This window comes from Vibrio sp. Makdt (assembly GCF_027587015.1).
GTDB lineage: Bacteria > Pseudomonadota > Gammaproteobacteria > Enterobacterales > Vibrionaceae > Vibrio > Vibrio chagasii_B.
Genome location: NZ_JAPPTH010000019.1, coordinates 44,201 through 68,259 on the forward strand (window position 1 = coordinate 44,201; position 24,059 = coordinate 68,259).

Consider the following 24,059-nt stretch of genomic DNA (forward strand, 5'->3'; position numbering starts at 1 on the left):
GTATGTCGCTGATACCTTTAGCGAATACTAAAAACCTTGTTTTTATAGGAAAGATGATGGTAATACCTGAAAACAGCAGCATCGTTATTTTTGGTGCGTCGGGAGATCTAACTTACCGTAAGTTAATTCCTGCTTTGTACCACCTGTATGCTAGCAATCAACTACCAGAATCCTTTGCGATTCTTGGAGTGAGCCGTACTGAGTACAGCGATGAGTCTTACCGTGAGAAGCTGAAGAAGTCTCTTCAGGAAATGGAACAAACTGAACCAGAGACGCTGAATGCATTTATTGAACATTTGCATTACCAAGCGATCAACACTTCAGATGTAGACGATTACGCTCGTTTAGCACAACGTCTAGACAAACTTGAGCAAGACTACCAATTCGAAAACCACAATACTCTGTTCTACTTGGCAACGCCGCCAAGCTTGTACGGTGTTATCCCAGCAAACCTTGCTGCGCATGGCCTAAACGATGAAACGAACGGCTGGCGTCGTCTGATCATCGAAAAGCCATTTGGTTACGACTTAGCTTCTGCTCAAGCGTTAGATGAAGAGATCCATCATCACTTCCAAGAACACCAGATCTACCGTATCGACCATTACCTTGGTAAAGAAACGGTTCAAAACCTTCTAGTGCTTCGTTTCTCAAACGCGATGTTTGAACCACTGTGGAACCGTAACTTCATTGATTACGTTGAAATCACAGGTGCTGAGTTCCTTGGCGTTGAAGAACGTGGCGGATACTACGACGGTTCTGGCGCAGTTCGCGACATGTTCCAAAACCACCTGCTACAAGTGCTAGCAATGGTGGGTATGGAGCCGCCTGCACAAATTAACGCTGATTCTATTCGTGATGAAGTGGTTAAAGTGCTTCAGTGTCTTAAGCCATTAGAAGAAGATGATCTGCGTAAAGATTTAGTATTAGGTCAGTACACAGCATCAGATGTTCGTGGTCAGCACCTACTAGGTTACCGTGAAGAGCATGGTGTAGCGGATGATTCTCGTACCGAGACTTACATCGGTTTGAAAGCTCACATCAATAACTGGCGTTGGAATGGCGTTCCTTTCTACGTACGTACCGGTAAACGCTTACCGACACGTGTGACTGAAATCGTGATTCACTTTAAGAACACGCCACACCCAGTATTTGGTCAAGACGCACCAGAGAACAAACTGATTATCCGTATCCAACCGGACGAAGGTATTCAGATGAGCTTTGGCTTGAAAGAGCCGGGCGCAGGCTTCAAAGCAAAAGAAGTGAAAATGAACTTCTCTTACTCTGACTTGCCTGAAACTCAAATGCTAACGGCTTACGAACGTCTTCTTCTTGATGCACTGAACGGCGATGCAACTCTGTTTGCACGTACCGATGCAGTAGAAGCGTGTTGGAAGTACGTTCAACCAATCTTAGACTTCAAGCAAGATCCTCAAGCACTGTTTGGCTATGCTTGTGGTACTTGGGGCCCACAGGAAGCGGATGAACTTCTGCAACGTGATGGCCGCGCATGGCGTTTCCCATGCAAAAACTTAACAGACACGGATTACTGCGAACTATGATCAATCACAAGATCTTTGCAACGCCAGAATTGGTTGTTGAAACTCTAGCAAACGAAATGAAAGCGTACAGCGAGCAGGGCAAACCTGTTCACATTTCATTGTCTGGTGGCAGCACACCAAAAATGCTTTTCAAGCTTTTAGCTCAAGCACCATACGCAGAAGGCATTCAATGGAATAACCTTCACTTCTGGTGGGGCGACGAGCGTTGCGTTGCACCAGACGACGCTGAAAGCAACTTCGGTGAAGCGAATGCATTGTTGTTTACTCAAGTAAACCTTCCTGCTGAAAACATCCACCGCATTCGTGGTGAAGATGAACCGAAAGCAGAAGCAGAGCGTTTCGCAAAAGAGATGGCAGACGTAATCCCAACAGAAAACGGCACGCCAGTTTTCGATTGGATTCTGCTAGGTGTTGGCGCAGATGGCCACACAGCATCACTGTTCCCGGGTGTTACTAACTACCAAGATGAGAACCTGTCTGTACTGGCTTCTCACCCTGAGTCGGGTCAAATCCGTGTTTCTAAAACAGCAAAAGTTTTAGAAGCAGCAAAACGAATCAGCTACCTAGTACTGGGTGCAGGTAAAGTTGAGATCGTTAAAGAAATTCATACTACTCCTGCTTCAGAGTTGCCTTACCCGGCAGCGAAAATCCAGTCTAAAACTGGCGAGACAGAGTGGTTCCTAGATTCAAATGCAGCAAGTGCTATCGCATAAGTGCGACTAGCCGCAAGGAGATATAAATAATGAAAGGTGATATCGGTGTAATTGGCCTAGCAGTAATGGGTCAGAACCTTATCCTAAACATGAACGACCACGGCTTCAAAGTTGTGGCTCATAACCGTACTGCTGCGAAAGTAGACGAGTTCCTAGAAGGTCCAGCTAAAGGCACTAACATTGTTGGTGCTTACTCTCTAGAAGAGCTAGTTGAGAAGCTAGAAGCACCACGTAAAGTGATGCTTATGGTTCGTGCTGGTGACGTTGTAGACACGTTCATCGAAAACCTAATCCCACTTCTAGACGAAGGCGACATCATCATTGATGGTGGTAACACTAACTACCCAGACACTAACCGTCGCGTAGCGCATTGTCGTGAGAAAGGTATCCACTTCATCGGTACTGGTGTATCTGGTGGTGAAGAAGGTGCTCGTTTCGGTCCTTCAATCATGCCAGGCGGCGCGGCTGAAGCTTGGGAAGCGGTTAAGCCAATCTTCCAAGGTATCTCTGCAAAAACTGACGCTGGTGAGCCTTGTTGTGACTGGGTTGGTAACGACGGTGCTGGTCACTTCGTTAAGATGGTACACAACGGCATCGAATACGGTGACATGCAGCTTATCACTGAAGCATACCAGTTCATGAAAGACGGCCTAGGTATGTCTGCTGACGAGATGCAAGCAGTATTCGCTGACTGGAACAAAACTGAGCTAGATAGCTACCTAGTTGAAATCACTGCTGACATCCTTGGTTACAAAGATGAAGACGGTGAAGCGCTAGTTGAGAAGATCCTAGACACTGCAGGCCAAAAAGGTACTGGTAAGTGGACTGGTATCAACGCACTAGACCTGGGTATCCCACTAACTCTAATCTCTGAGTCTGTATTCTCTCGTTGCCTGTCTGCTCTTAAAGACCAACGTGTTGAAGCTGAAGCTTTGTTTGAGAAAACAATCACTCCAGTTGAAGGCGACAAGCAAGAGTGGGTTGATGCACTACGTCAAGCTCTACTGGCTTCTAAGATCATCTCTTACGCTCAAGGTTTCATGCTAATGCGTGAAGCGTCGAACGAAAACGGCTGGGACCTAAACTACGGTAACGTAGCTCTTATGTGGCGTGGTGGTTGTATCATCCGTTCTGCATTCCTAGGCAACATCCGTGATGCGTACGAAGCAAACCCAGACATCGCGTTCCTAGGTTCTGACGAGTACTTCAAAAACATCCTACAAGGCAGCCTAGTAGCATGGCGCAAAGTAGCAGCGAAATCTCTAGAGTCTGGTATCCCAATGCCATGTACGATTTCTGCGCTATCTTTCCTAGACGGTTACACAACAGCACGTCTACCAGCGAACCTGCTTCAAGCTCAACGTGACTACTTCGGTGCTCACACTTACGAGCGTACTGACCGTCCACGTGGTGAATTCTTCCACACAAACTGGACTGGTACAGGCGGCGACACTGCTTCTACAACTTACGACGTATAATCGTTAGTTAGAATCAGTAAGAACACGTTTGTTCTTTCAGCTGAAAACTAGAAAATAAAAGGATGCCAATTGGCATCCTTTTTTGTTGGCTCGCGTTTTCTTTGGTCTACACAACCAAAGCGTTACAGTTCAAGGCGTCACAGTTCAAGCCATCATGGCTTGGGGTTTTACATCGTCGTTGTATTGCTCCCGAATTGCCATAAAGCCGTCTAGGTTCTGTTTAAGCGCCTCAACACATTCTGGATCGAACATCGAACCATTGTGCGTTTCAATGTATTCCATGACTTCACTCAGTGACCATGCGTGCTTGTAAGCTCTTTTACTCATCAGCGCATCAAACACATCCGCGAGCGTTACAATTCGTGCTTCAAGTGGAATCGCAGTATGACTCAACCTATCGGGTAATCCCGAACCATCAAATCGCTCGTGGTGATGACGCACAATATTCTTAATAAACTGAATTTCATCGGAACACATAGAGCAATGATGGGAGAGGGACACCACATCGTTAATCATCTCTTCACCATACAAAGTGTGATTGTTCATGATGGCTCTTTCTTCTGCTGAGAAACGTCCCGTGCTGAACAACACGTTATCTGGGATTCGATACTTGCCTATGTCGTGGAAAGGGGCGTATAAACGAATACGATGAATGAACTGGTGTGTGATTTCATTATTACTTTGGGACATCGTTCTAGCGATCTGTTCACTGTATTTTCCCATGCGAATCAGATGCTCTTTGGTTTCAGGGTCGCGAGCATGTCCCATGTTTAAGGCGATCGCTAATGACGACTGAAAGTGTCGTTGCCTCTCAAACAGTTGAACAAACAAACTCGAGATAAGCTGAGAGATGTAGGCAATATCACTCTGGATATATTCCTTAGCAAAAAAGCCCGTTGATGATGCATTGATAAACACAAATCCAAGGTTACTTTCTTGATAGTGAATAGGCGTTGTATAACTGCTTTGGTGTCCAAGCTGAAGTAAGTGTGAAATTTGCTTGGTCGGTTTGATCGAGGTGAGATCGTGGATGATTCGTGTATCGAGAGATTCAGCCATTCGCGATAAAGTTGATTCTGGTTTTAGTTCTTGTTCTACGTAGCGATGTTCTGCTTCTTGGCACAGCGTGTCTGAAACAAAGTAATTCGATGCCCTGTTTTCGCTGCATAGTACAACGGAAAGCCGAGATAATATGGGGTAATGTTCACGAGCTAGCCGGAAAAGGTCATCAACAATGGCGATAATGTCCTTATCTTGAGCGGCTACTCTGTTGAGCTGGGAGTAGTCAAACATGTTACAAGCCAACCTTTATTTATAGTTATATCATTGTTTATTCGAGTTATTTGTTATTTTTAGTATCGATTAAAACATAGCATTGCGTTCTGATAAAATGCAATATCATTACGAGATAAATGGTTATTTCATTGCATTACCCTCATTTTTGTTAACTGGTACTTTTATCGGTTTTTGGATCTGAAAAAAGGGAAAGAGGTTGATGGTAATTCAGGCGTTAAGTGACCATTTTGAAATTAAATGAAAAGATAAATAGGATAACGAACATGCTTTATGCCATCATAAAGGCATAAATAAGGGCAATGGATGTAATGCCTAAGTGATTGAGCTAGAAGCGGTCAGTGATGACGGTGTTCTAGAGTATATTCAAGGCCGTGAGCTGCCTTGAAAAAGGTAATGTTATGACTGAAGAAGAAAGAATCGAACTGCAACAAAATAACCCTCTACACGGCTTAAAGCTTGAGACCATGATTACTGAGTTAGTGGATCACTATGGTTGGGAAATTTTGGATGCAGCAATGCGCATGAACTGCTTTAACACTAAGCCGACTGTAGCAAGCGCGGTGAAATATCTGAAGAAGACGGAATGGGCTCGTGAGAAGGTTGAAAACTTCTACCTTTACCGTTTTAAGCGCATGCCTAAAGCTTCAGACATCGAATACCAGATGCCTCCGCGTTCACGTACATTCCGTCACGGGTTAGAGCCTCGTGAGCCAATGGAATTAACGGTTGAGTCTATCCAGGCTTCTCAAGCTAAAGCAGCATCGGCATTTAAAGCTCGTCGTGGTGGCAACGGTCGTAACTTTCGTCGTTAATAAGAAGGCGTCGTTAGAAAGAGAAGTCGTTGATAACGCCGTCTAATCAGCCAAAAGCGATAAGCATAAAAGACAAAAGGAGCCTAAGTGCTCCTTTTTTAACGTGTGTACTTTATTCAAGCGTGTAAAGCTTGTTGTACTTGAGTCTTAAGCTTCGCGGTTCTTTCTTTGATTCTTCCAAAGATCGGTGACATAAACGATGGCACTGATAAGCAAGAAGAGCGCTGACACAGAAAACAGAGCGGGCATTTTGAGAATCCACGCGAATGTTGCAGCGAGAAAAGCGACAAAGCAAATGAGTCGACTTGATGACATGACATGACCGAGTTTAATGTTCATAACGCCTCCTAATGAAGTCTCACTTTCGACGGGAGAATTATCCCACTTTCCGTAAAAGAAAGGCTAAAAAACAGTCTAAATTGTTATCAAATTTACTAATTAAACGACTGCTCTCACATATTTTAGGGTGGTTATTTTATAATCAATAAAATAGCCGTGTGGTGGGTTAGAGGTGAAATTTTATCGGTGGTGCTGATAGTTATTAGCCTCAATGATCTTGTGCTTAATTGGCACCAATTTAACTATCATAAAAGAAGTAGGCAGTGATTAGAAAACTCGCAATGATCACTGTGTTTCGAACATATTGTTGTGGAATGCGGCGAGAGATCTTCGCTGAGTAATAACCTCCAACCAATGTCCCCATTAAAACCGCCATTCCAGATGGCCAATCAATCGACCCATTGACGATAAAAAACACAATTGCTGCAAGCGAGGCACAAGCTGAAACCAGCAGTTTGATCCCATTCATTACATTGATATTGGTGTAACCAGCAAGAGCCAAATAGCTTAATGTCACTATGCCTAATCCTGCGTTGAAATAGCCGCCGTAGATACACACAACGAGTAGTAATAGTGCTGAAAAAAAAGCCCCAGCGCTGGTGGCGTGTTTGTGTTTTTCTGTGGCGCGCTTAAGCCATTTGTTTAGTGTTCCGCCAAAAGTGAAAAGCAACGCTGCAAAAAGCAGTAACCAAGGTACGGACTGAGTAAATAAAGCTTCGGGTGTGCGTAATAACAAGAAAGCACCAATACCACCACCTATTACGCACAAAGCAATGGTAAGCTTTAGCTGCTTGGTACCCGATTGGACCTCATGACGCAGTGCATAAGAGCCACTGATGTAGCCTGCACATGATGCAAAGGTATTGGTCGCGTTTGCGGCTATTGGTGGGACACCAGCAAATAATAAGGCAGGGAAGGTGATAAAGCTTCCGCCTCCTGCAATAGAGTTAAGCACACCGCCAATCACGCCTGAGAGAAATAGAATCAACCAATCCATAGTTTTGAGTCCAATGCGTTAAATGACTGGTTACCTTACTTTATTTTGTTAAGAATATCAGAGCTGAGCGTGTTGAAGGTGCTAGTTTGTGAGTTTGCTACCATCTTTAACTGCTGGTTCGTATTGAAAGTCCAAATGAAAAAAGGAGCCAATGGCTCCTTTCGTTGAGGTTTAATTGATTTGGTAGAGCTTTAAACTTCCACTGGTTTTGCTCTAAAGCTCTTAAATAGTTTCACTAGGATCGGGCTAGATAGAACCAATACCGCAAGGATAGTGAATGTCATCGTGATTGGGCGCTCCCACAGGAAGCTTAGTTCACCATCGCTGATCATCAGCGCACGTCTTAGATTCTCTTCCATCAAACCACCTAAGATAAAGCCAAGTAGTAGCGGCGCTAGAGGGAAGTTAGCCAACCTCAACGCAATGGCGGCCATCGCAATAATCAACATTACAAATACATCCATGGTGTTGAAAGAGACCAAGTAAACACCTGTTATTGAGAAGAACAAAATCATTGGTAGTAATACGGTTCTCGGTACAGCCAGCAGTTTAGAGATGTACGGGATAAGCGGTAGGTTCAAGATAACCAGTACGATGTTACCAAAGTACATAGAGATGATTACCGACCAGAATACATCTGGATGCTCGACAAACAGACGAGGACCAGGCTGAATACCGTAAGCGATTAATGCACCTAGCATGATAGCGGTGGTACCAGAGCCCGGGATACCCAGCGTCAGTAGAGGAACGAATGAACCACTTGATGCTGCGTTGTTTGCCGATTCTGGAGCAACAAGACCACGAATGCTGCCTTTACCAAACTCTTTTTGTTTGTCTTTTGGTGCAAGGCTACGTTCCATACCATAGCTAAGGAAAGCGGCGATGGTTGCGCCGGCGCCAGGTAGTACACCAGTAAAGAAGCCAAGGATTGAAGAGCGGATTGAAACCGGAGCCACTTCTTTGATCTCTTCTTTGGTCACTTTCATGCTGCCGATGTCGGACATCTTTTGGCTTTCTTCAGCGCTGGTGTCTTTTTCTGGCTTAAGAATACCCATTAAGGTTTCACCCAGTGCAAACGTTGCCATTGCTAATAATAAGAAGCTGAAGCCATCCATCAGATCCGTTAAGCCGAATGTGAAACGCTCAACACCAACGCCTTTGTCGATACCGACAGTTGACAGCATCAAACCTAAGATAGTCATCATCCACGCTTTGATAACCTGACCAGGGCCCGCAAACGCTGCCACAGCCGATAGACCTAATAGCATCAGTGCAAAGTAGTCAGAAGACTGGAAGCTCAATGACACGCTTGCTAGCGCCGGAGCTGCAATCAAAAGCATGATCGCTGAAAGCGTACCGCCAGTAAAAGAGGAGTATGCAGCAAGGGCTAGTGCTTTACCTGCTTGGCCTTTTTGTGCCATTGGGTAGCCATCGAATGCTGTTACAACCGTAGAAGAACAGCCCGGTGCATTGATTAGGATTGATGACGTCGAGCCGCCAAATACCGCACCGTAGTAAACACCTGCCATCAAGATAAGACCTGACGATGGGTCTAAGCCGTAAGTGATAGGGATCATCAGAGCAATCGCTGAGATTGGACCTAACCCCGGAAGCATCCCGATAAAGGTACCTACGAAACAGCCCACAATTACCATCATGATGTTCATTGGCATCACAGCGGTAGAAAGTCCTTGTAAAATTCCGTCTAACATAATGTTATCCCTACCAAAGAGTGAAGATCAAACCAGGCTCTAGGTAGATATCTAAGCCTTGAGTGAGTAGAAGAAAGAACGCGATAACGAAAGGAAACGACGCGCCAAACAAGATAGATTTACGACGCTCACCCAATAGGTAGAAGCCCGCCAATAAGAAGAAGCTTGTTGCTAAAACGAAGCCTAAATATGTCAGTCCAACACCGTAAAACGCCATCAGTACTAAGAAACCGATGAGCAGTTTCCAGTTTAAAGGTGCGGTTTCACACTTAAGCTTTTTGTCTGGCTGACCAGTTACAAGCAGAATCAGCGACAACCCGATACCGATGAAAGTCAGCAGGGTAGGCAATGTTCGTGCGGTAAAGGGTTCGTACTCATCACCGGGAAACAAGGGAATTAGGGTAGTTTGGTAGCCATAGCACAAGCACGCCAACATAAAGATCATTGCGCCGAGACGATCACTCGACAGCAGAGATTCTTTACTAAAAAATTTGGTTGGTAAGTCCGACATATCCAACTCCATTTGGGGTGTATAGAAAGTAAAAAAGCCGTACATGAGCGAGTTAATGAGTAATGTCTGGGATCACTAACCGAAGGTAAGCGAATTACAGTGCTGCTTTAGCCACTTGCGTCTACAACGAATCGGCAAGCTTTGGTAATACGTTACGAATAAACAAAGGAGTTTTAGTAAACTCATGTACGGCGAAACAAGGAAAGAGTAAGAGGGCACTATGACCCTCTATCGTTATTGGTTACTTCAAGAACCCTAGCTCACGCATTAGGTCACCCATCTGTTTTTCTTGATCTTCTAAGAAGGCGTAGAAGTCTTTGTCTGCTTTGTAGTTGTCGATCCAACCGTTACGGTCGCGAACCACTTGCCACTCATCGGTCTTGTACATTTTGCCTAATGCTTCATTCCATTCGTCGATCTTCGCTTGGCTAGTGCCTGGTGCTGCGAAGAAACCACGCCAGTTGGCAAATACTGTCTCGTTACCGTATTCAGTCAGTGTTGGGATATTAGGCGCTGCTTCAAGACGTTTCGGAGCTGTTACTGCCAGTACTTTTACTTGTCCTGACTTAGACATCTCTAGTACTTCACCAAGACCAGTTGAAAGCAGTTGTGTCTCACCGGAAAGTAGTGCTGCCATCGCTTTACCGCCAGCATCGTAGGCAATGTAACGAACTTTCTTAGCATCAAACCCTTCGCCTTTGAATGCCGCTGCAACCACTAAGTGATCCATGCTACCTCGTGCAGAGCCACCAGCAATTTTTACTTTACGCGGGTTACTTTCGAACTCTTTTACTACGTCTTCCCAAGTGTTGTATTTAGAATCAGCAGACGCAACGATCGCACCATAGTCAGCAATTGTTGCAGCAACCGGTGTTAAGTCGCGGAAAGATTGAGGGAAGATACCCGTTAGTGAGCGAACAACGATAGGAGTTGAGTTCACCATCAATGTGTCTTCTTGACGTTGTGCAGTTTCGATTAGGTGAGCAATAGCTTTACCGCCGCCGCCACCAGATAGGTTTTGGAAAGAGACATTTTCTACGATGTCTGATTTCACCAGTACATCACCAGTACCACGAGCTGTCATATCCCAACCGCCACCAGCGCCGCCAGGGATTAGGAAGTGGATTTTTTCTACGTCTGCAGCAAAAGTGTTGAAAGAAAAGGTTGCTGCGATGATAGAAGCCGCAAGAGTAGGTTTCAGTGCCTTGAACATGGTTCACGTTCCTTATGTAGGGGATCTCTTCAATGGAGAGAAACTTATGTTTATATCCAGCTACTAAACACACGAGTAGGGTGTTGCTTAGTAGATGAAGCTAAAGTTAACGGCGTGTTAACGAATTGTCTCCAATGCGGCGATATTGAGGATAAAGAACATTGGGTGAATAAAGTTCATAAAGTTCACGGCACGGTGAGGGTACCGCTGCTTTTAGATACAGATAAAAAAAGAGAGCCACTTGGGCTCTCTTTAACAGTTTGTAACTTATGACATATTTAGTGTTTTACGATCATGATGAGTTGGCTAGTGTCGAGCTCTGTAGGAGTTCTGTCGCGGTATCGAAGTCAAATTCCTCTAGCGAGCTTTCCAACCTTTTGAACTCAGAAGGTGTTAACCCAACCACCACACCGTCTTCAATGTTAAGAATGATGTTGAGTGCTTCTGTGTCATCATTGGCAACAGCTTTTAACAACTGATGGTACAAATCGGTATCTGGCTGAGTTGTTGCTGAGCCAGTACCCATAACTTGTTCATTGGAGTTCTCGGTTGTGGTTGCTGTTTGGAATAATGCGTTGGAGATCCCCTGACTGATTTCAATCGTGGTTTTGATGACGCTCTGTTTTAGTTCGTCATCGGTAAGTTCGGACTCCAATTTTTCACACAAGCTATGTAAATCGCTCGCACCGAGATTACCAGCCACACCTTTAAGGGTGTGTAAGTAACGCTGCTGAGCAGTGCTTGATAGCTCTGCAGTTAAGGTATCTTCGTCAGAATATGCTTCAACAAATCGCTTCAATAACTTCATGTAGAGCTTGTGATTGTTACTTGCTCGCATCAACCCCATGTTGGTATCGAGACCATTAATGATAGGCAACGCCTCTGGTTCACTCTCTGAACTGTTGTTATCTGGTGGAGTTGCGGACGGCTCTTGCAGTAAAACATTGAATTGCACGGGATTAGAAGGTGAAACCCAGTTGGCTAAGGTTGCGAACATAGAGCCAACATCAATCGGTTTCGCGATGATGTCACTCATACCACAGTTGAGCGCTTTCTCTTTATCTCGTTCCATCACATTTGCGGTCATTGCGATGATAGGGGTTTGAGTGTCTTTTATCTCGTTACGAATATGCTCTGTCGCCTCATATCCGTCCATAATCGGCATTTGGCAATCCATCAAAATACCATCGAAAGGAATCTCGTCAGTGATGGCTTGCTGATAAAGCTCGATGGCTTGTTGTCCATTCTCTGCAATGGTGATTTTAATCTGCTGCCCTTCTAATAGCTCAGTAGCTAGCTCTTGGTTTATCTCGTTGTCTTCAACCAACAAGATGTTAGCGCCTGCCAGTTGTTGAACATTAGCAAGCTGGTTCTGTTGTTCCAATTCGCTGCGAGATACACGATCTGAGTCCAGTCCATAAAGGGATACGATAGAGTCATACAGGTGAGATGAAGTAATCGGCTTATCCAAAATACTTGGGACGTCGAATCCTCTCTGGGTAATCGCCTCGGCTAACTCTTCACGACCATAAGCGGTGAGCATCATTATTTTCGGCTCTTTACTCAATGATAAGCCGTGATTGAGCGCTTCTAACAGGTCAACACCATCACGTTTCGGCATTTTCCAATCTGAGATAATCAGATCAAAGGGCTCGTTGTTAGCATCTGCAGTGTGGAGTTCAACTAAAGCTTCATCAACAGAGGCACTTAACGTTGGAGTTAACTTGAGAGACTCGAGAATATCGCCAACGATCAAGCGCGCACTGGAGTTGTCATCAACAACCAGCACTTTCAAATGATTGATCGAAGCGGGAACCACTACTCGGTTTTGGGTAATTGAGTGACTAACGCGAGTCGCAATCGTAAATGAGAAGGTTGAGCCTTTACCAAGCTCAGTCGTCACTTGGATGTCTCCGCCCATTAGTTGGCTAAGCTCTTTACTGATTGCCAAACCTAAGCCAGTACCACCATATTTTCGGGTGGTAGAGCTATCAGCTTGAGTGAATTTGTTGAACAGCTTAGCGGCTTGTTCTTGTGTCATACCAATGCCACTATCTGAAACAGCAAAGTTGAGCTTGATGTCATCGCCATTACTTTCTTCAACAGAGATTGAAATCTTGACTTCGCCTTTCTCGGTGAACTTAACGGCATTGTTACTTAAGTTGATCAGTATCTGTCCCAGCCTTAATGGGTCGCCAATCAGATTGGTCGGCACGTCTCGGTCTACTTGGATAAGCAGCTCTAAGCCACGCTCAGAAGCACGTAAACCAACTAGATTGGTGATGTTATCGAGTACGTTCTCAAGGTGGAAATCAACGTTCTCTATGTCTAATTTACCCGCTTCGATTTTGGAGAAATCGAGAATGTCGTTGATGAGGCCGAGTAGGGTGTCTGAAGAGAGTTTCACTTTGTGGATGTAGTTACGCTGCGCTTTAGTCAAATCAGTCTTCAGTGCCAAGTAGCTCATACCAATGATGGCATTCATTGGCGTACGAATTTCATGGCTCATGTTCGCTAAGAAATCCGATTTAGCATGGTTGGCTGCATCGGCTTCATCACGTGCTACGGCTAAGTTTGTGGCAAAGTGCTCAAGGGCTGAGTGAGCTTTATTGGCGAGTAAGCCCATCAACATAATGATAAAGAAGAAGATCAAACCACCAATTGCCAGATGGGAAGAGACACTTGAAGAGTCTTTTACGCTGTCGCTTTCTGCCATGTAAGCTTCGACGACTAAGTCGTGCAGTTGAGTGAAATTAGCGTTCATCTCTTTCAGCACTTGATGGCTGAGCAGTTGAGCTCTGGCTAGGTTGGTAAATTCTTCTTCGTAGAATGTGACGTGTTGATCAAATGCGGTAATTTTCATTTCTGGTGCGTATCGCGTTAGCAATTCACGCGCTTCAAGCGACACCGATTGCATCTCACCAATTAATGTAAAAACTTGCTCAGATATGATGGATTGGTCATCCGATTTAGCTAATGAAAAATCACGATTCAGCTGCTCGGATTGGCTTAATAGCGTTTGAATCACCAATAGGTTTTCACCAATTGACAGCTGAGATGAAAGGCGAGCTTGAGCATGCCCAATCTGTTCGTTGAGGTCAGTTAACAACCCTTGTTGCTGCTCATTAAGAGCCGTTGAAGCGCGCGATAGTTCTATGCCACTGCGAGAAACTTGTTTGGTGATGGATGTTTTGAGTTGTACTGCCGAGCTCGACAAGCCTTGCAGTTGAACCAAGTTGGTGTAGTAACGGTTTTGAGCTTGTTGGACGGTTTGCAGTAATTCAGAGCCTTTAGGATCTTTGACTTCATTTGAAAGCTGCGAGATTAACGAAGCGATCTTCTGAATCTCAATCTTCGTTAATGTGTATATTTTTGGCGATCCGGTTAAAAGAAACTCTTTTTCTAAGTTTTGTACAGTGGCACTGAGTGTTGTCAGTCCGCCGATTTTCATCACTCGGTTAGCTTGTCCCTCACTTAATACTCTAAGCTGCTTCACGTCTTGGCTAACGGTATTAATAGTGTTTTTGTGGGAGCTTTGCATCTCAGTGAGAAGATCGGTCGCTGCCAGTGACTTTCGATTCATGCGGTCGCGAGCTGTGTCACTTAATTCAATTAATTCAGTGTATTGACTGAATTGGTCTAGATATTTATTGAGTGACAGTTGTGCATGCTGATCGTCGTTATGCGCTGCAAAGGTTTCGACTAGCTGTTTCGTCAGCTCGGCTTCTTTGTTAAAGAGCTGCGCCGATTGAGGCTTTCGCTCGTTACTAAAAGAGAGTTCGTGGACGCGAAGCTTATCAAGAGAGGTAAGCAGCTGAGTACTTACGGCGTAGTCCTCGATACCAACAAAGCGATTGTTTAGGTTAAACCACGCAGCAACAGCCACCGAAAACAGCACTATGGTGGCGACGATAAAAGAAATTAGGATCTTTTTAGAATCAGAGGCGAATCTAGAAACAGTATTCATAAAGTACCTGTGTGTATAAAGTACCAGCGTACTTAGTGTTCTTGTTCATCAGTAAAAGAGTCTTTGATGGTGAGCATCTCGTCGAGCTTACTAATGAAGGTAGGGACTAGGTTAGGGTCGAAGTGTTGGCCAGCTTGTTCTTGTATCAGTCCAATCGCTTTTTCAATCGGCCATGCTTCTTTATATGGACGCTCACTGGTTAGGGCATCGAACACGTCTGCAATGGCAACAATGCGAGCACTTAGAGGGATATCTTCGCCTGACAGCTTATGAGGGTAGCCACTGCCATCCCACTTTTCATGGTGGTAAAGGGCGATCTCTTGGGCAAGTTTGAGCAACTTAGAGTCGTTGTCTCCAATAATATCCCCGCCAATGGTGACGTGTGTTTGCATGATTGCCCATTCGTCCGCATCGAGCTTTCCAGGTTTCCCAAGAATAGAGTCGGGAATACCAATTTTACCGATGTCATGCATTGGTGCGGCTTGGAATAATAACTCTACCCATTCTTCACTGACGTCTAACTGCTGAGCAAGAATCTTGGAGTAGTAACTCATTCTTACAACGTGCATACCGGTTTCGTTGTCCTTATATTCAGCAGCGCGACCAAGCTTGCGGATAATCTCAAGGCGGCTCATCGCTAAGGCTTCCGTTCTCTGTCTCACTTTTTGAGAAAGCGCTAAGTTCTGGTCATAGAGCGAAATATGGGTTACCACACGAGCTTTTACGATGGGCGGGCTCACCGGTTTGGTGATGTAATCTACAGCGCCGAGTTCGAAACCTTTTTGTTCATCGACGACATCGGTTTTCGCTGTAACGAAGATTACAGGGATGTCAGATGTGACTGGGTCACTTTTAAGCCGGCGGCAAACTTCATAGCCATCCATTTCTGGCATCATGATATCGAGAAGAATGAGATGGGGCTTTGGCGATGAGGCGGCGATTTTCAATGCCTTTTCACCGGATGTCGCCGCTTTGATTTTGAAGTCGTCGTTCAGGATCCCCGAGAGGGTATGGATGTTATCCGGGATGTCATCAACAACCAGAATAATCGGTTTTTCTGTCGTAATTTGATTCATTTTTCGTCCCTAAAAAATTTAATCAGATTGCTGTATTCCATGCTAATAAAGCGTAGTGGAATTTGGTGGAAATACATGATTTCCGGAGGGTTAATTGTGGTTTTTGGAATCTGAGAGTAAAAAATAGACTTCCTTAATATGAATAGATATTTTATATGTTAACCTTTATTTAACAAAGAATAACTGCATGGATTGTGTCGTAGTGCGATCAGGGTTGAATTGTTCCGTTTGCAGCTTGCCAATCCTGAGTTTTCAATGACTTTATCTATGCTGTTTGAGTAGAACCTGATAACGGCTAGGCATCACCGCTTCATCTAATAACTCTGCCAGTATGACTGTTAGTGCGAACCAATCGTCCAATTTGCTCGTGATAGTATGCGCTCTAGAGTATCGAGGCGTGCAGCTATCAAAGCGAAGCTTTTCTCTCTCCGTTCCTATTTTGGTGATAGACCCAAAGTCGATAAGATGCGCCTGTCCTTGTTCACTCATGACTATATTAGACGGCTTGAGATCACCATGAACGAATCCAAGTTTATGGATTTGGTTTATAGCGGTTTCTAGTGAGCTAATAAATTGAAAAGACGAACACTTGGGTGTGTTTGAGTCGTTTAGTATCTCCCACAGTGTTTGACCACTGATGTGGGAAAGTACGAGAAAGTCGTGTTGGTAGTTAGAGAAGTAGTCGAGATATTTGGGGCAAATGTATTGTGTATCCAAATCAGTGTTGGAATAAAGAAACTCCGCCTCTTGTTTTAGAAAGTGACGATGTTTTAGCTCTTGAGCGTACTTGATAATCACCAGTCCCCAACTAGGATGTTGTGCTCTGAAAACTCGTGAACTTAAACGAGTGAGTTCAGTGTAACCATGATGCTGGAGCACTTTCTGAAATTGTTCATCGTTCAAATTCCTCTGTTTAGAAGAGGCAAGGTCTTCGGAGAATTGAGCTCGCCTCGAAAGGGAAGGCGAGCTATCTGAAGAAGCGTTACTAGATCCCACTTGGCAGAGAAAACCCAGAGAAGAAGCCTGGAACAAATGGATTCGATTGACCTTGAGTTTTAATGGTCAGTTTCACTTTACTGTCTCCATAAACGAATTCAACTTGAGTGTTTTGAGCAGACGTAAAGTTCACGTTTGGCTCAAATAAGCGGAACCAGCTCCATGTACCTTTCACAGTATCTTGGCCTATGGTTGAGTCTTGAGCATTGAGTTGAACACCGAGTTTTTCGATAAATTTCGCGTCACCTTGCCATGATTGTTGGCTCCAAAGCGTTGGGCCGTGTCGGTAAGTGAAGATAGGTTTATCAGATATGATGGAAAACTCCGTTATGTTGGGCGTCATATCGACAGCTTTCAACTGGAAGTTAATCAAGATATTGGATGGATCGGCTAAGAACAGGGCGCTCTTTATATCATCAGCCTTATCCATCATCGTCCAAACGTCAGGTGTGATCGACAAGCCCGTACCCGGAAGTAATCCCGGCAAATAGGGCGCTTCATCATTGTTCTTGATGAAGCCATTGAGGCGAGTCTGCTGGAACTTATCGACAATCCCATTGGTCACGAAGAAGGCTTTAACGTCAGCGACACTCACGTCAGATTTTGATTTTCGATTGAACGGATAAAATGAAGCTAAACGTTGTTGATAAGGCTGATAGATCTCGTTCGACCACGCAGTATTCAGATAGTCATGAGCCAGTGACATGACGGTTTCATTGCTTTGATGGACCACTTTGTTCACGAGTTCTTCAGCGACTTCTAGGTGATTGCTGGACAAGCTCGCGAGTGAAGCAATAGGATTACCAGCCTGTAGAGTCGCAGATAGCGTATCAAAGGCGACCTTCTGGGGCTCCTTGGCCTCGTAAAACTTATCTCCCCACTTATTCGCGTTGATAAACGCTGTAAGTAGGTTGTCTATTGGCTTTTTACCTTGGTCATTAGCGGTAACTTGCTTTTTGTAGGCTTGGAAGCTGAGTGATATCTGACGAGCGGATTCCTTTTTATCAGGATCTTGAATCGGTATGCTTGCAGGTTCTTGTTTTTTGTCATCCTGAGCGGGGATTTCAAGCTCCACATAGGTGTATTTAGCAATCGTTGAATACAAGCTAACGATTGGGTTATTGCTTGCTTCAGATAGGCTAGTTAATGCATTTTTTAACTGTGTCGGGTCGGCAACTTCTTTGACTTCAACATTACGAATTAGGTCACGCCAATAGTTAATGTAGTCGTTTTGGTAAGTCTGCTTGAGTTCTCGGCTAATACGGTGGAGTTCAAGCGCGCTAGGGTACGCGCCCGCCACGCCTTCATAAGATTGCAATGCCGACATTAAAGTCGGGGAGTTCACCGATAAGTCGAGTTCATTAAAGCCGGTTGGTGTATAGATATATGGAACTAGGTAGCCGGCAAAACTTGGTGAGAATTGGAATACCGAATTGAAGTTATCACCCAGTTCACCACGAATATCGACACGTTTTGAGTAATCTGGTGAGCTTTGAATGTGTTCGTACAACAGCGTTTCAATGCCTGTCTGAGTGATGACTTTCTTAGCCAAACTCTCTAAATCATGGTTTGATTTAACTGGGGTCAGATTACGAGCAAAGATGTCATCCAACAGCACTTCGAGTTGAGCAATGTTGACGCTGTCGGCTTCGCCTTGATCTTGCAGCGTACGAATGTAGTAGTTTTTAAGCTCTTGTACGTTGGTTCTGTCTTTGCTGAAGAGTAAGCGGTAGTTATTAAGCAAAGAGAGGGTCTGTGACTGATCTTCTAAGTTCACATAGACGAAGAGATCTTTCTCGAGCGTGTTCTCCATTGAAGGTATCAAGACTTGTTGTAGCTCTGTGAAGTACGCTTCTTCGACCTCTGCCTTGATGCTCGGATTAGGCATAAACGGTAAGGTATACCAAGGTTCTGGTTGATTGTAGAGGTTGTAGATTCTCTGCAGTGAGAACAGGTTGGGGATGTTATCGGCCATGTTCTCAATGTCATAAGGCGATGCGGAAATCGCTTCTTTATAACGCTCAAGCATCACATCAGCTCGAGTCTCACGCTGATTCTGGAAATCAAAATCAAATTTAATCACCAGTAACACGGCGGCGAGCAAACCTATCCAAGAGAGCGTAAACAGCACTTGGTTAACCAGAAGAGTATTCTCTTTACGTTTGTTCACGCCGACCAGTTCGTGTTCAGCCAAGATCACATGTGTCATTAGGTATTGAGCGAACAAAGTTTGGTTTACCGGAATTTGCTCATTCTGCTGATAGTGCTCGTGACCGACAGAATAGGAGACAGTGCTTGCCAGTAAGTCTGATTGTGCTGAGCTTTGACCGTCATGAGTGAAGTAAAAGCCTCTAAACTGAAGCGCATCACTGAGTTGTTCGCCGCGGTATAGGCGGTTCAAGAACAACCACAAATTCTGCTTCAATAAACCAAACTGGAATGGGGCACTCGCGATGGAGTTTCGATAATCTTGATTCAACTGCCCTGCAAGCGCATTGCTCATATTGGCAATCAGCTCACTGATTAAGTGGTCATATTCATCATTAAACCAATCGGCGTCGATACCACCATGTTTAGAGTAAGGGGCTGTCGCGCCAAACACTTCGTCTCTCTTTGATTCGTCAAAAGCAGAGAAGAACTGACAAAAATCGCTGATGCTGCCCATATTGGATATAACGTTATATATCGGCAGGCTGACCCCAAATGCTTGATTAAACGTCTTTATCGTTGATTTGAGTTCATCAGCCTGTTGGGTGATCTGTTCATTGTTTTCCAATAGTGAGGAAACATCTGTGATAAGTAATAAGCCATTGGCTGCTTGTCTTGGACGCCACGCGGACAGGGATTGGCATAGTGTTTTCAAATATTCTGGATGTTGGTCTTCACCCATACTTATAGAGACTAAAATTGAATGCTCACTGACCCAAAACAGGATAGGGAATTCGATGTCATTGCCGAAGTCGTCGAGCTTATACGCCTCATAACCCATTTGCGTAATGATGCTTTTGTCTTTGTTTGGATTTTGGCTCAGCAATAAGTAGATCGGTTGGTCATAACGGCTCGTTAAACGAGTCTTGCGCTTTTGTCCGCTGATCATGCGCTTGAAATGGTTGGCTAGCTGTTTTTGTCGTTTCTGAATCAGCTCTTTGTCTAGTGATTCTTCTTGTGATTTTGCGCTGCGCTTAATGAGCACCCAGTAACAAATAAAACCGATAAGCGTGGATATTATGGCGACAGTCGTCAGTGCCCATACCAAATAAGCATTGAGTGGTGTTAACAGAATGACGCTAGAAGCGACAGTAAAAAAGGCAACAGAGGCTAGAGCGGAGATGCCTACCGTTTTCTTTACGTTACCTGATTTGTTTGGTTTTGCATCCGGCATAATCAGTTAGACTCTTCCTTGTTTAAGTCATGCGCAGAAGTGCGAACGATGATGGCATTTATTTGGTCGTTTTCGACATACCATGCTTTGGTTCTTCTCGCTTCTTCTGAGGTGCTCGCTCTCAATATCACTCGGTAGTATTTCTTGTAAGGCGAGATGATTGGTTCATAAGCTGATGGCGACAGATTGTTGATAAAAGCTTGGGCATTTTTCTTACTAGAGAACGTCGCTAATTGGACCAGCCAATTGGCTGTGCTCGGTGTTAGGTTAGTTCTCTGTGATGTTTCAACCGCTTGGGCTTTACTTGCATGACGAGGTGGTGATTCAAGATCGTTGTCTTGGCTAATAAATACGATGTCTTTGACTTCACCAGACAATACGTAGCGCTCGCTAAAGTTAGGCAAAAAGGTGAAATCGCGAGCTCGCTGGGTATGGGTTTTTGTATACCAAAACTCAGTGAGTCCGATACTGGTTGCTATCAGACAAAAGAAAAACAAACTGGTGATGAAGTATCGCTTACGTCGAGTTGGCTTCCTTACTTCTGGGAGCTTAACTTTAGTTCGGCAGTGAACTCCGCTCACAGTACGATACTGGCTGATGGTCTGCTCTAATTGATGGACAAATGCCTTTAGTTGCTCAGCACCACCTTCACGGTATTGTCCTTTGAACCCGATATTGATGAAGAGATAGATGATCTCAAGAAGATCTATCAATTTGTGAGGCTGTCTTGCGGCTTTTTCGGCAACAGAGAAGAACAGCTCACCACCGTTACGCATACCAAAAAGTTCACTCAGTAGGGTTTTATTTTCCCAGCCTCGTTTCTCTCCCCAATCGGTGTAAATTATGAATTCATCGATAACCACGGCATACAAAAAGCAGAGTTTGTCGATAACGGCTATAGGGTAGGTAAGCTCAGTCGCTTGAGCTTTGATGTCGTTAATGCCCTGAATAAATTGTTCACGGAAAACGGTCAAGTCATCTGGCTCAGATAAGGTTGAGATCTTGAGTGTTTTGGTCAGTAAATCACTGCTGATATTGATCAGTTGATTCTCTGCTTTATCAAAGTGACGCAGAAACTCTTCTTGAGCGCTGGTGGAGTGCACCGCGACTAATTTAGAGAAAGCCTGGTCTGACTCGGTATTGGTAGAGCCTTTTGACGCCTTATCGATGACCAGTGTTTCTTCGTCTAAATAATCCATAGCCATTATCTCAACGCGTAAAGAACAACTTCGAGAGTTGGTATCCGAGCATCAACATGCAGCGCAATGGCATCACGAGTATCAAGCATATCTAGCCAGTTTCTGTCTTTAGTATCGACCTCAAAATACGCGACGCCTTGCATCGGTTTAAGCTCACTTGGCGCAATAGGCAGTGGCGTTAACGAGATACCAGAAAGCGAGCTTCGAACCAGTTCCACAATCTTGTTGTTACTGCTGAGCTTAGCTGAAATAGGGAAAAGCTCATTTAACTCTGTACTGCTGATATCGGATTTCACACTAAGAACGAAGCGACGGTTGTACACGCTGCTAGGATCTTTGATAAGGGTGCGAAGTAAGCGACGTTTTTCAAACAGAGATATGTCCCATTTGAACTCGATGACGGAATCTTGCTGAACTAGTGTTAGTAAGTTTCTTAAGCTCGAAAACAGTGGGTTAAAGTTGTCATAAAGCTTATCGTATTTTAACGGTTGGCACTCATCAGGAATAGCTGGCGTTAACGCCATTACTTGTGCTTCAAACTGTTTCAACTTCGAATACAGTTCGTGCGTCGGATATTTGGTGTTACTAATGGTTAGTTCGAACCACGGTAACCACGTATTGAGCGTTTGCAGCCAAAGGAAGTCTTGCATCATAGACTGCGGACTTTTCTGCCCTTGGCCAGCTTCGATGCGTTTCAAAAGGTTTTGAGCACGATTACTCACCAGTGCATGAATCTCTTTGACTCGTTCGCTAAGCAGCGTCGACGCGCCGTAGTGTAAACAAGCTGGAATAAACGCACGGTCCAACATCACTTCGTCGGAATCGCTGATCTCTAAGATTTTAGCGACGGGAATCAACGTAAAACCAGACGTGTCTTCTCCAGCGAATTTGAGCCCGATATTCAGCTGAGCCACGTCGACTTCGACACTGGCGTTTTCGGAGGTAGAAGTATCGAATACATTGATTGAACGTGTGATGTAACGACTCTGTTCTTGGCCATCTTCGCTGTAGTCATTATTGCCTTGCAAAGAGATTGGCAGGGCAAGATAGACGATGGTTTCAATGGTGCCTTGTGGAATATCGACAACAATCTCTTGCTTGAGGTTGAATTGGGTCCCATCGGGGAACACACCTGAACAGCTCGGTATAGACAGCTTACCGATCTTTAAGAGGTCGTGGTTAAGCACTAGCTCGGTGATGCCAAAGAAAGGGGCAAACCCGGCCAGTGTTTCAATGTTCTGGCGAATGTAGTTTTGCACATAGCGGTCTTGTTGCTGAAAGTGCTGAGGGGCAATAAACATTCCTTCTTGCCACACTACTTTTTTGAAAGCGTCCACGTAAAATCCTTTTCTATTATTTTTATATTGGCTTTTTTATTAAAAGATTTGCCACCAGCTGGAGTCAGGCTGTATCACGGCTAACTCTGCTTTCTTCCCTGTAATCGTTAACTCTAAAGTTTGCTCTGGGTCGGAAGGCATCATCAAAACGCTCTTAGTTGTGCCATTCTGGTAATCAGCGAATTCGACCAGAGCTGCAATGTATTGCGTGTTTTTGTTGATATCTAATGTCAGCTTTTGCTCTGAGTTAGGTAATACAATCGGTAATACCTGTTTTGAAACTAAGTTAGCTGCCAGTAACTGCAAGTCATTGTTGTATAAGTCAATAAATGGCAGCTGTTTGAATAGCTGTTGATCCGTAAGTTGGTAAAGCCTAACCACAACTGGGTTGGCTTGATCGTCGTTGTATTGATTGATTGTCGCATCAGCTTTTACCGTCAGCGAGTATTGAGTAACAACTGGAGCAGGGTCCGATGACGAACATGCTGTGACCAGTAAACAAAGGGATAAGAGCATGAGCCTTTTCATTCTCTCTCCTCACTTTGCTTTTGCATGTTCTCCATAAACAGTGCTTTGAACTGACGTCTGAAATCTCCGTTGTCTTGGCGGTGTTGGAAGTGTTTGCGATAGATCTTCCAATACTTTTTATCTTTATTGCTAAAAATGCCGCTACTTACGTATTCACTAAATTGGCTCTCGAGCTGCTTTGGTGCAAATTCATTTAAGAACTGATCAACGGTTTGCTCTAATGCATCAAACAAGGCTTTTTGCTGTAGCTGCGGGTTTTGTAAATACTGCTGATTTTTCTCGGTTAGAGTAATGAGCTTGTCGATTGACTCTTCAATTCGAGTGTTGTTCTCGACATTGACTGGCAAATACTCTAATTCTGCAGAGGGTAGGGCGCTGGTGTCGCCATGAGCGATTTCATCCACTTCGATGTTGGGAACGACTTGTTCGTCGTCTAGATCCTCAAATGGGTCAGAAGAGAAAGGGTCATCACTCAACACATTCTTTGAAGAGAAGTTTGATGTTTTTTTTGTGGATGTAATTTCTGGTGCCTCATCGAGAAAGTCAGTGTCGCTGTCATCCAGTTTTAAATTGAAAGGTTCTATGAAAGTGTCATCCTGTTTGTTGTTCGTTGACTCAACCTTAGGTGTACTTAATAGGCTAACCAGTAGTGTGTAACCACCTAGTTTGATAATGTCGCCATCGGTAATAACGTACTCTTTCTCTTTTGCCAGTGATTTGTCGTTTAACGAAACACCATTGTTACTGATGTCTTTAATCACGTAACCACGATCTGTTGGGTACAGCTGACAATGAGTACGAGAGATCCATTTCGTTTGATCGGGTAGCGCAATATCACATGATGGGGAACGACCTAAGCTTCCGCCACTTTCTGGCAGATACGACACTCTAGAGGAAACAACCTCTTCAGCAGGTACAGAAATCATGTGGACACTGATGGACAA

At 44.4% G+C, this 24,059-nt stretch carries 18 protein-coding genes; 4 read left to right on the top strand and 14 right to left on the bottom strand.

The window, feature by feature from the left end:
* Nucleotides 1-56: 56 nt before the first annotated feature.
* From zwf to gnd, 3 genes are read left to right on the top strand one after another with little or no spacing between them, the layout of a single operon-like run.
* A complete protein-coding gene (gene zwf, locus OH460_RS20115) occupies nt 57-1,559 on the top strand; it encodes a glucose-6-phosphate dehydrogenase (protein WP_061033492.1) in 1,503 nt (500 codons plus the stop codon).
* Entirely contained in the window at nt 1,556-2,272 is a 717-nt protein-coding gene (pgl, locus tag OH460_RS20120) for a 6-phosphogluconolactonase (RefSeq protein ID WP_269999315.1), read from the top strand. Before zwf ends, pgl begins: the two co-directional genes overlap by 4 nt.
* A gap of 29 nt (nt 2,273-2,301) precedes the next feature.
* Nucleotides 2,302-3,750, top strand: a complete 1,449-nt coding sequence (gnd, locus tag OH460_RS20125; RefSeq protein WP_017059712.1) for a decarboxylating NADP(+)-dependent phosphogluconate dehydrogenase — start codon at nt 2,302-2,304, stop codon at nt 3,748-3,750.
* A 144-nt stretch (nt 3,751-3,894) separates the two neighbouring features.
* On the opposite strand, the gene OH460_RS20130 is transcribed toward gnd, so the two are convergent.
* Nucleotides 3,895-5,055 (bottom strand): HD-GYP domain-containing protein, encoded by a 1,161-nt coding sequence (locus tag OH460_RS20130; protein ID WP_269999279.1) that lies wholly within the window; start codon nt 5,053-5,055, stop codon nt 3,895-3,897.
* A 389-nt stretch (nt 5,056-5,444) separates the two neighbouring features.
* Between OH460_RS20130 and OH460_RS20135 the strand changes: the two genes are divergently transcribed.
* A complete protein-coding gene (locus OH460_RS20135) occupies nt 5,445-5,858 on the top strand; it encodes a VF530 family DNA-binding protein (RefSeq protein WP_102431182.1) in 414 nt (137 codons plus the stop codon).
* A 147-nt stretch (nt 5,859-6,005) separates the two neighbouring features.
* Here OH460_RS20135 and OH460_RS20140 read toward each other — a convergent pair whose 3' ends face one another.
* The 13 genes from OH460_RS20140 to OH460_RS20200 all read right to left on the bottom strand — a co-directional run bounded on the left by OH460_RS20140 (nt 6,006) and on the right by OH460_RS20200 (nt 24,059).
* Nucleotides 6,006-6,197, bottom strand: a complete 192-nt coding sequence (locus OH460_RS20140; protein WP_017066914.1) for a hypothetical protein — start codon at nt 6,195-6,197, stop codon at nt 6,006-6,008.
* 238 nt (nt 6,198-6,435) lie between these two features.
* Complete coding sequence (locus tag OH460_RS20145) at nt 6,436-7,194, bottom strand: sulfite exporter TauE/SafE family protein (RefSeq protein ID WP_269999280.1); 759 nt, start codon at nt 7,192-7,194, stop codon at nt 6,436-6,438.
* A gap of 191 nt (nt 7,195-7,385) precedes the next feature.
* Entirely contained in the window at nt 7,386-8,906 is a 1,521-nt protein-coding gene (locus OH460_RS20150; RefSeq protein WP_061033486.1) for a tripartite tricarboxylate transporter permease, read from the bottom strand.
* A 10-nt stretch (nt 8,907-8,916) separates the two neighbouring features.
* Entirely contained in the window at nt 8,917-9,417 is a 501-nt protein-coding gene (locus OH460_RS20155) for a tripartite tricarboxylate transporter TctB family protein (RefSeq protein ID WP_004738327.1), read from the bottom strand.
* A gap of 241 nt (nt 9,418-9,658) precedes the next feature.
* Nucleotides 9,659-10,630 carry a tripartite tricarboxylate transporter substrate binding protein gene (locus tag OH460_RS20160; protein ID WP_105057210.1) on the bottom strand — a complete coding sequence of 324 codons (972 nt, stop codon included), beginning with the start codon at nt 10,628-10,630 and terminating at the stop codon, nt 9,659-9,661.
* A gap of 292 nt (nt 10,631-10,922) precedes the next feature.
* A complete protein-coding gene (locus tag OH460_RS20165) occupies nt 10,923-14,597 on the bottom strand; it encodes a response regulator (protein ID WP_269999281.1) in 3,675 nt (1,224 codons plus the stop codon).
* A 32-nt stretch (nt 14,598-14,629) separates the two neighbouring features.
* Nucleotides 14,630-15,673 (bottom strand): response regulator, encoded by a 1,044-nt coding sequence (locus tag OH460_RS20170; protein ID WP_269999282.1) that lies wholly within the window; start codon nt 15,671-15,673, stop codon nt 14,630-14,632.
* 261 nt (nt 15,674-15,934) lie between these two features.
* A complete protein-coding gene (locus OH460_RS20175) occupies nt 15,935-16,576 on the bottom strand; it encodes a protein kinase domain-containing protein (protein ID WP_269999283.1) in 642 nt (213 codons plus the stop codon).
* A gap of 82 nt (nt 16,577-16,658) precedes the next feature.
* The gene (tssM, locus tag OH460_RS20180; RefSeq protein WP_269999284.1) at nt 16,659-20,051 is read right to left on the bottom strand and encodes a type VI secretion system membrane subunit TssM; all 3,393 of its coding nucleotides are present in this window, start codon (nt 20,049-20,051) and stop codon (nt 16,659-16,661) included.
* Nucleotides 20,052-20,053: 2 nt separating this feature from the next.
* Entirely contained in the window at nt 20,054-21,250 is a 1,197-nt protein-coding gene (icmH, locus tag OH460_RS20185) for a type IVB secretion system protein IcmH/DotU (RefSeq protein WP_269999285.1), read from the bottom strand.
* 5 nt (nt 21,251-21,255) lie between these two features.
* The gene (gene tssK / locus OH460_RS20190; RefSeq protein WP_116871984.1) at nt 21,256-22,587 is read right to left on the bottom strand and encodes a type VI secretion system baseplate subunit TssK; all 1,332 of its coding nucleotides are present in this window, start codon (nt 22,585-22,587) and stop codon (nt 21,256-21,258) included.
* A 39-nt stretch (nt 22,588-22,626) separates the two neighbouring features.
* Nucleotides 22,627-23,115, bottom strand: a complete 489-nt coding sequence (gene tssJ, locus OH460_RS20195) for a type VI secretion system lipoprotein TssJ (RefSeq protein WP_269999286.1) — start codon at nt 23,113-23,115, stop codon at nt 22,627-22,629.
* On the bottom strand, nt 23,112-24,059 hold the full coding sequence (locus tag OH460_RS20200; RefSeq protein ID WP_269999287.1) for an FHA domain-containing protein: 948 nt from the start codon (nt 24,057-24,059) through the stop codon (nt 23,112-23,114). Before OH460_RS20200 ends, tssJ begins: the two co-directional genes overlap by 4 nt.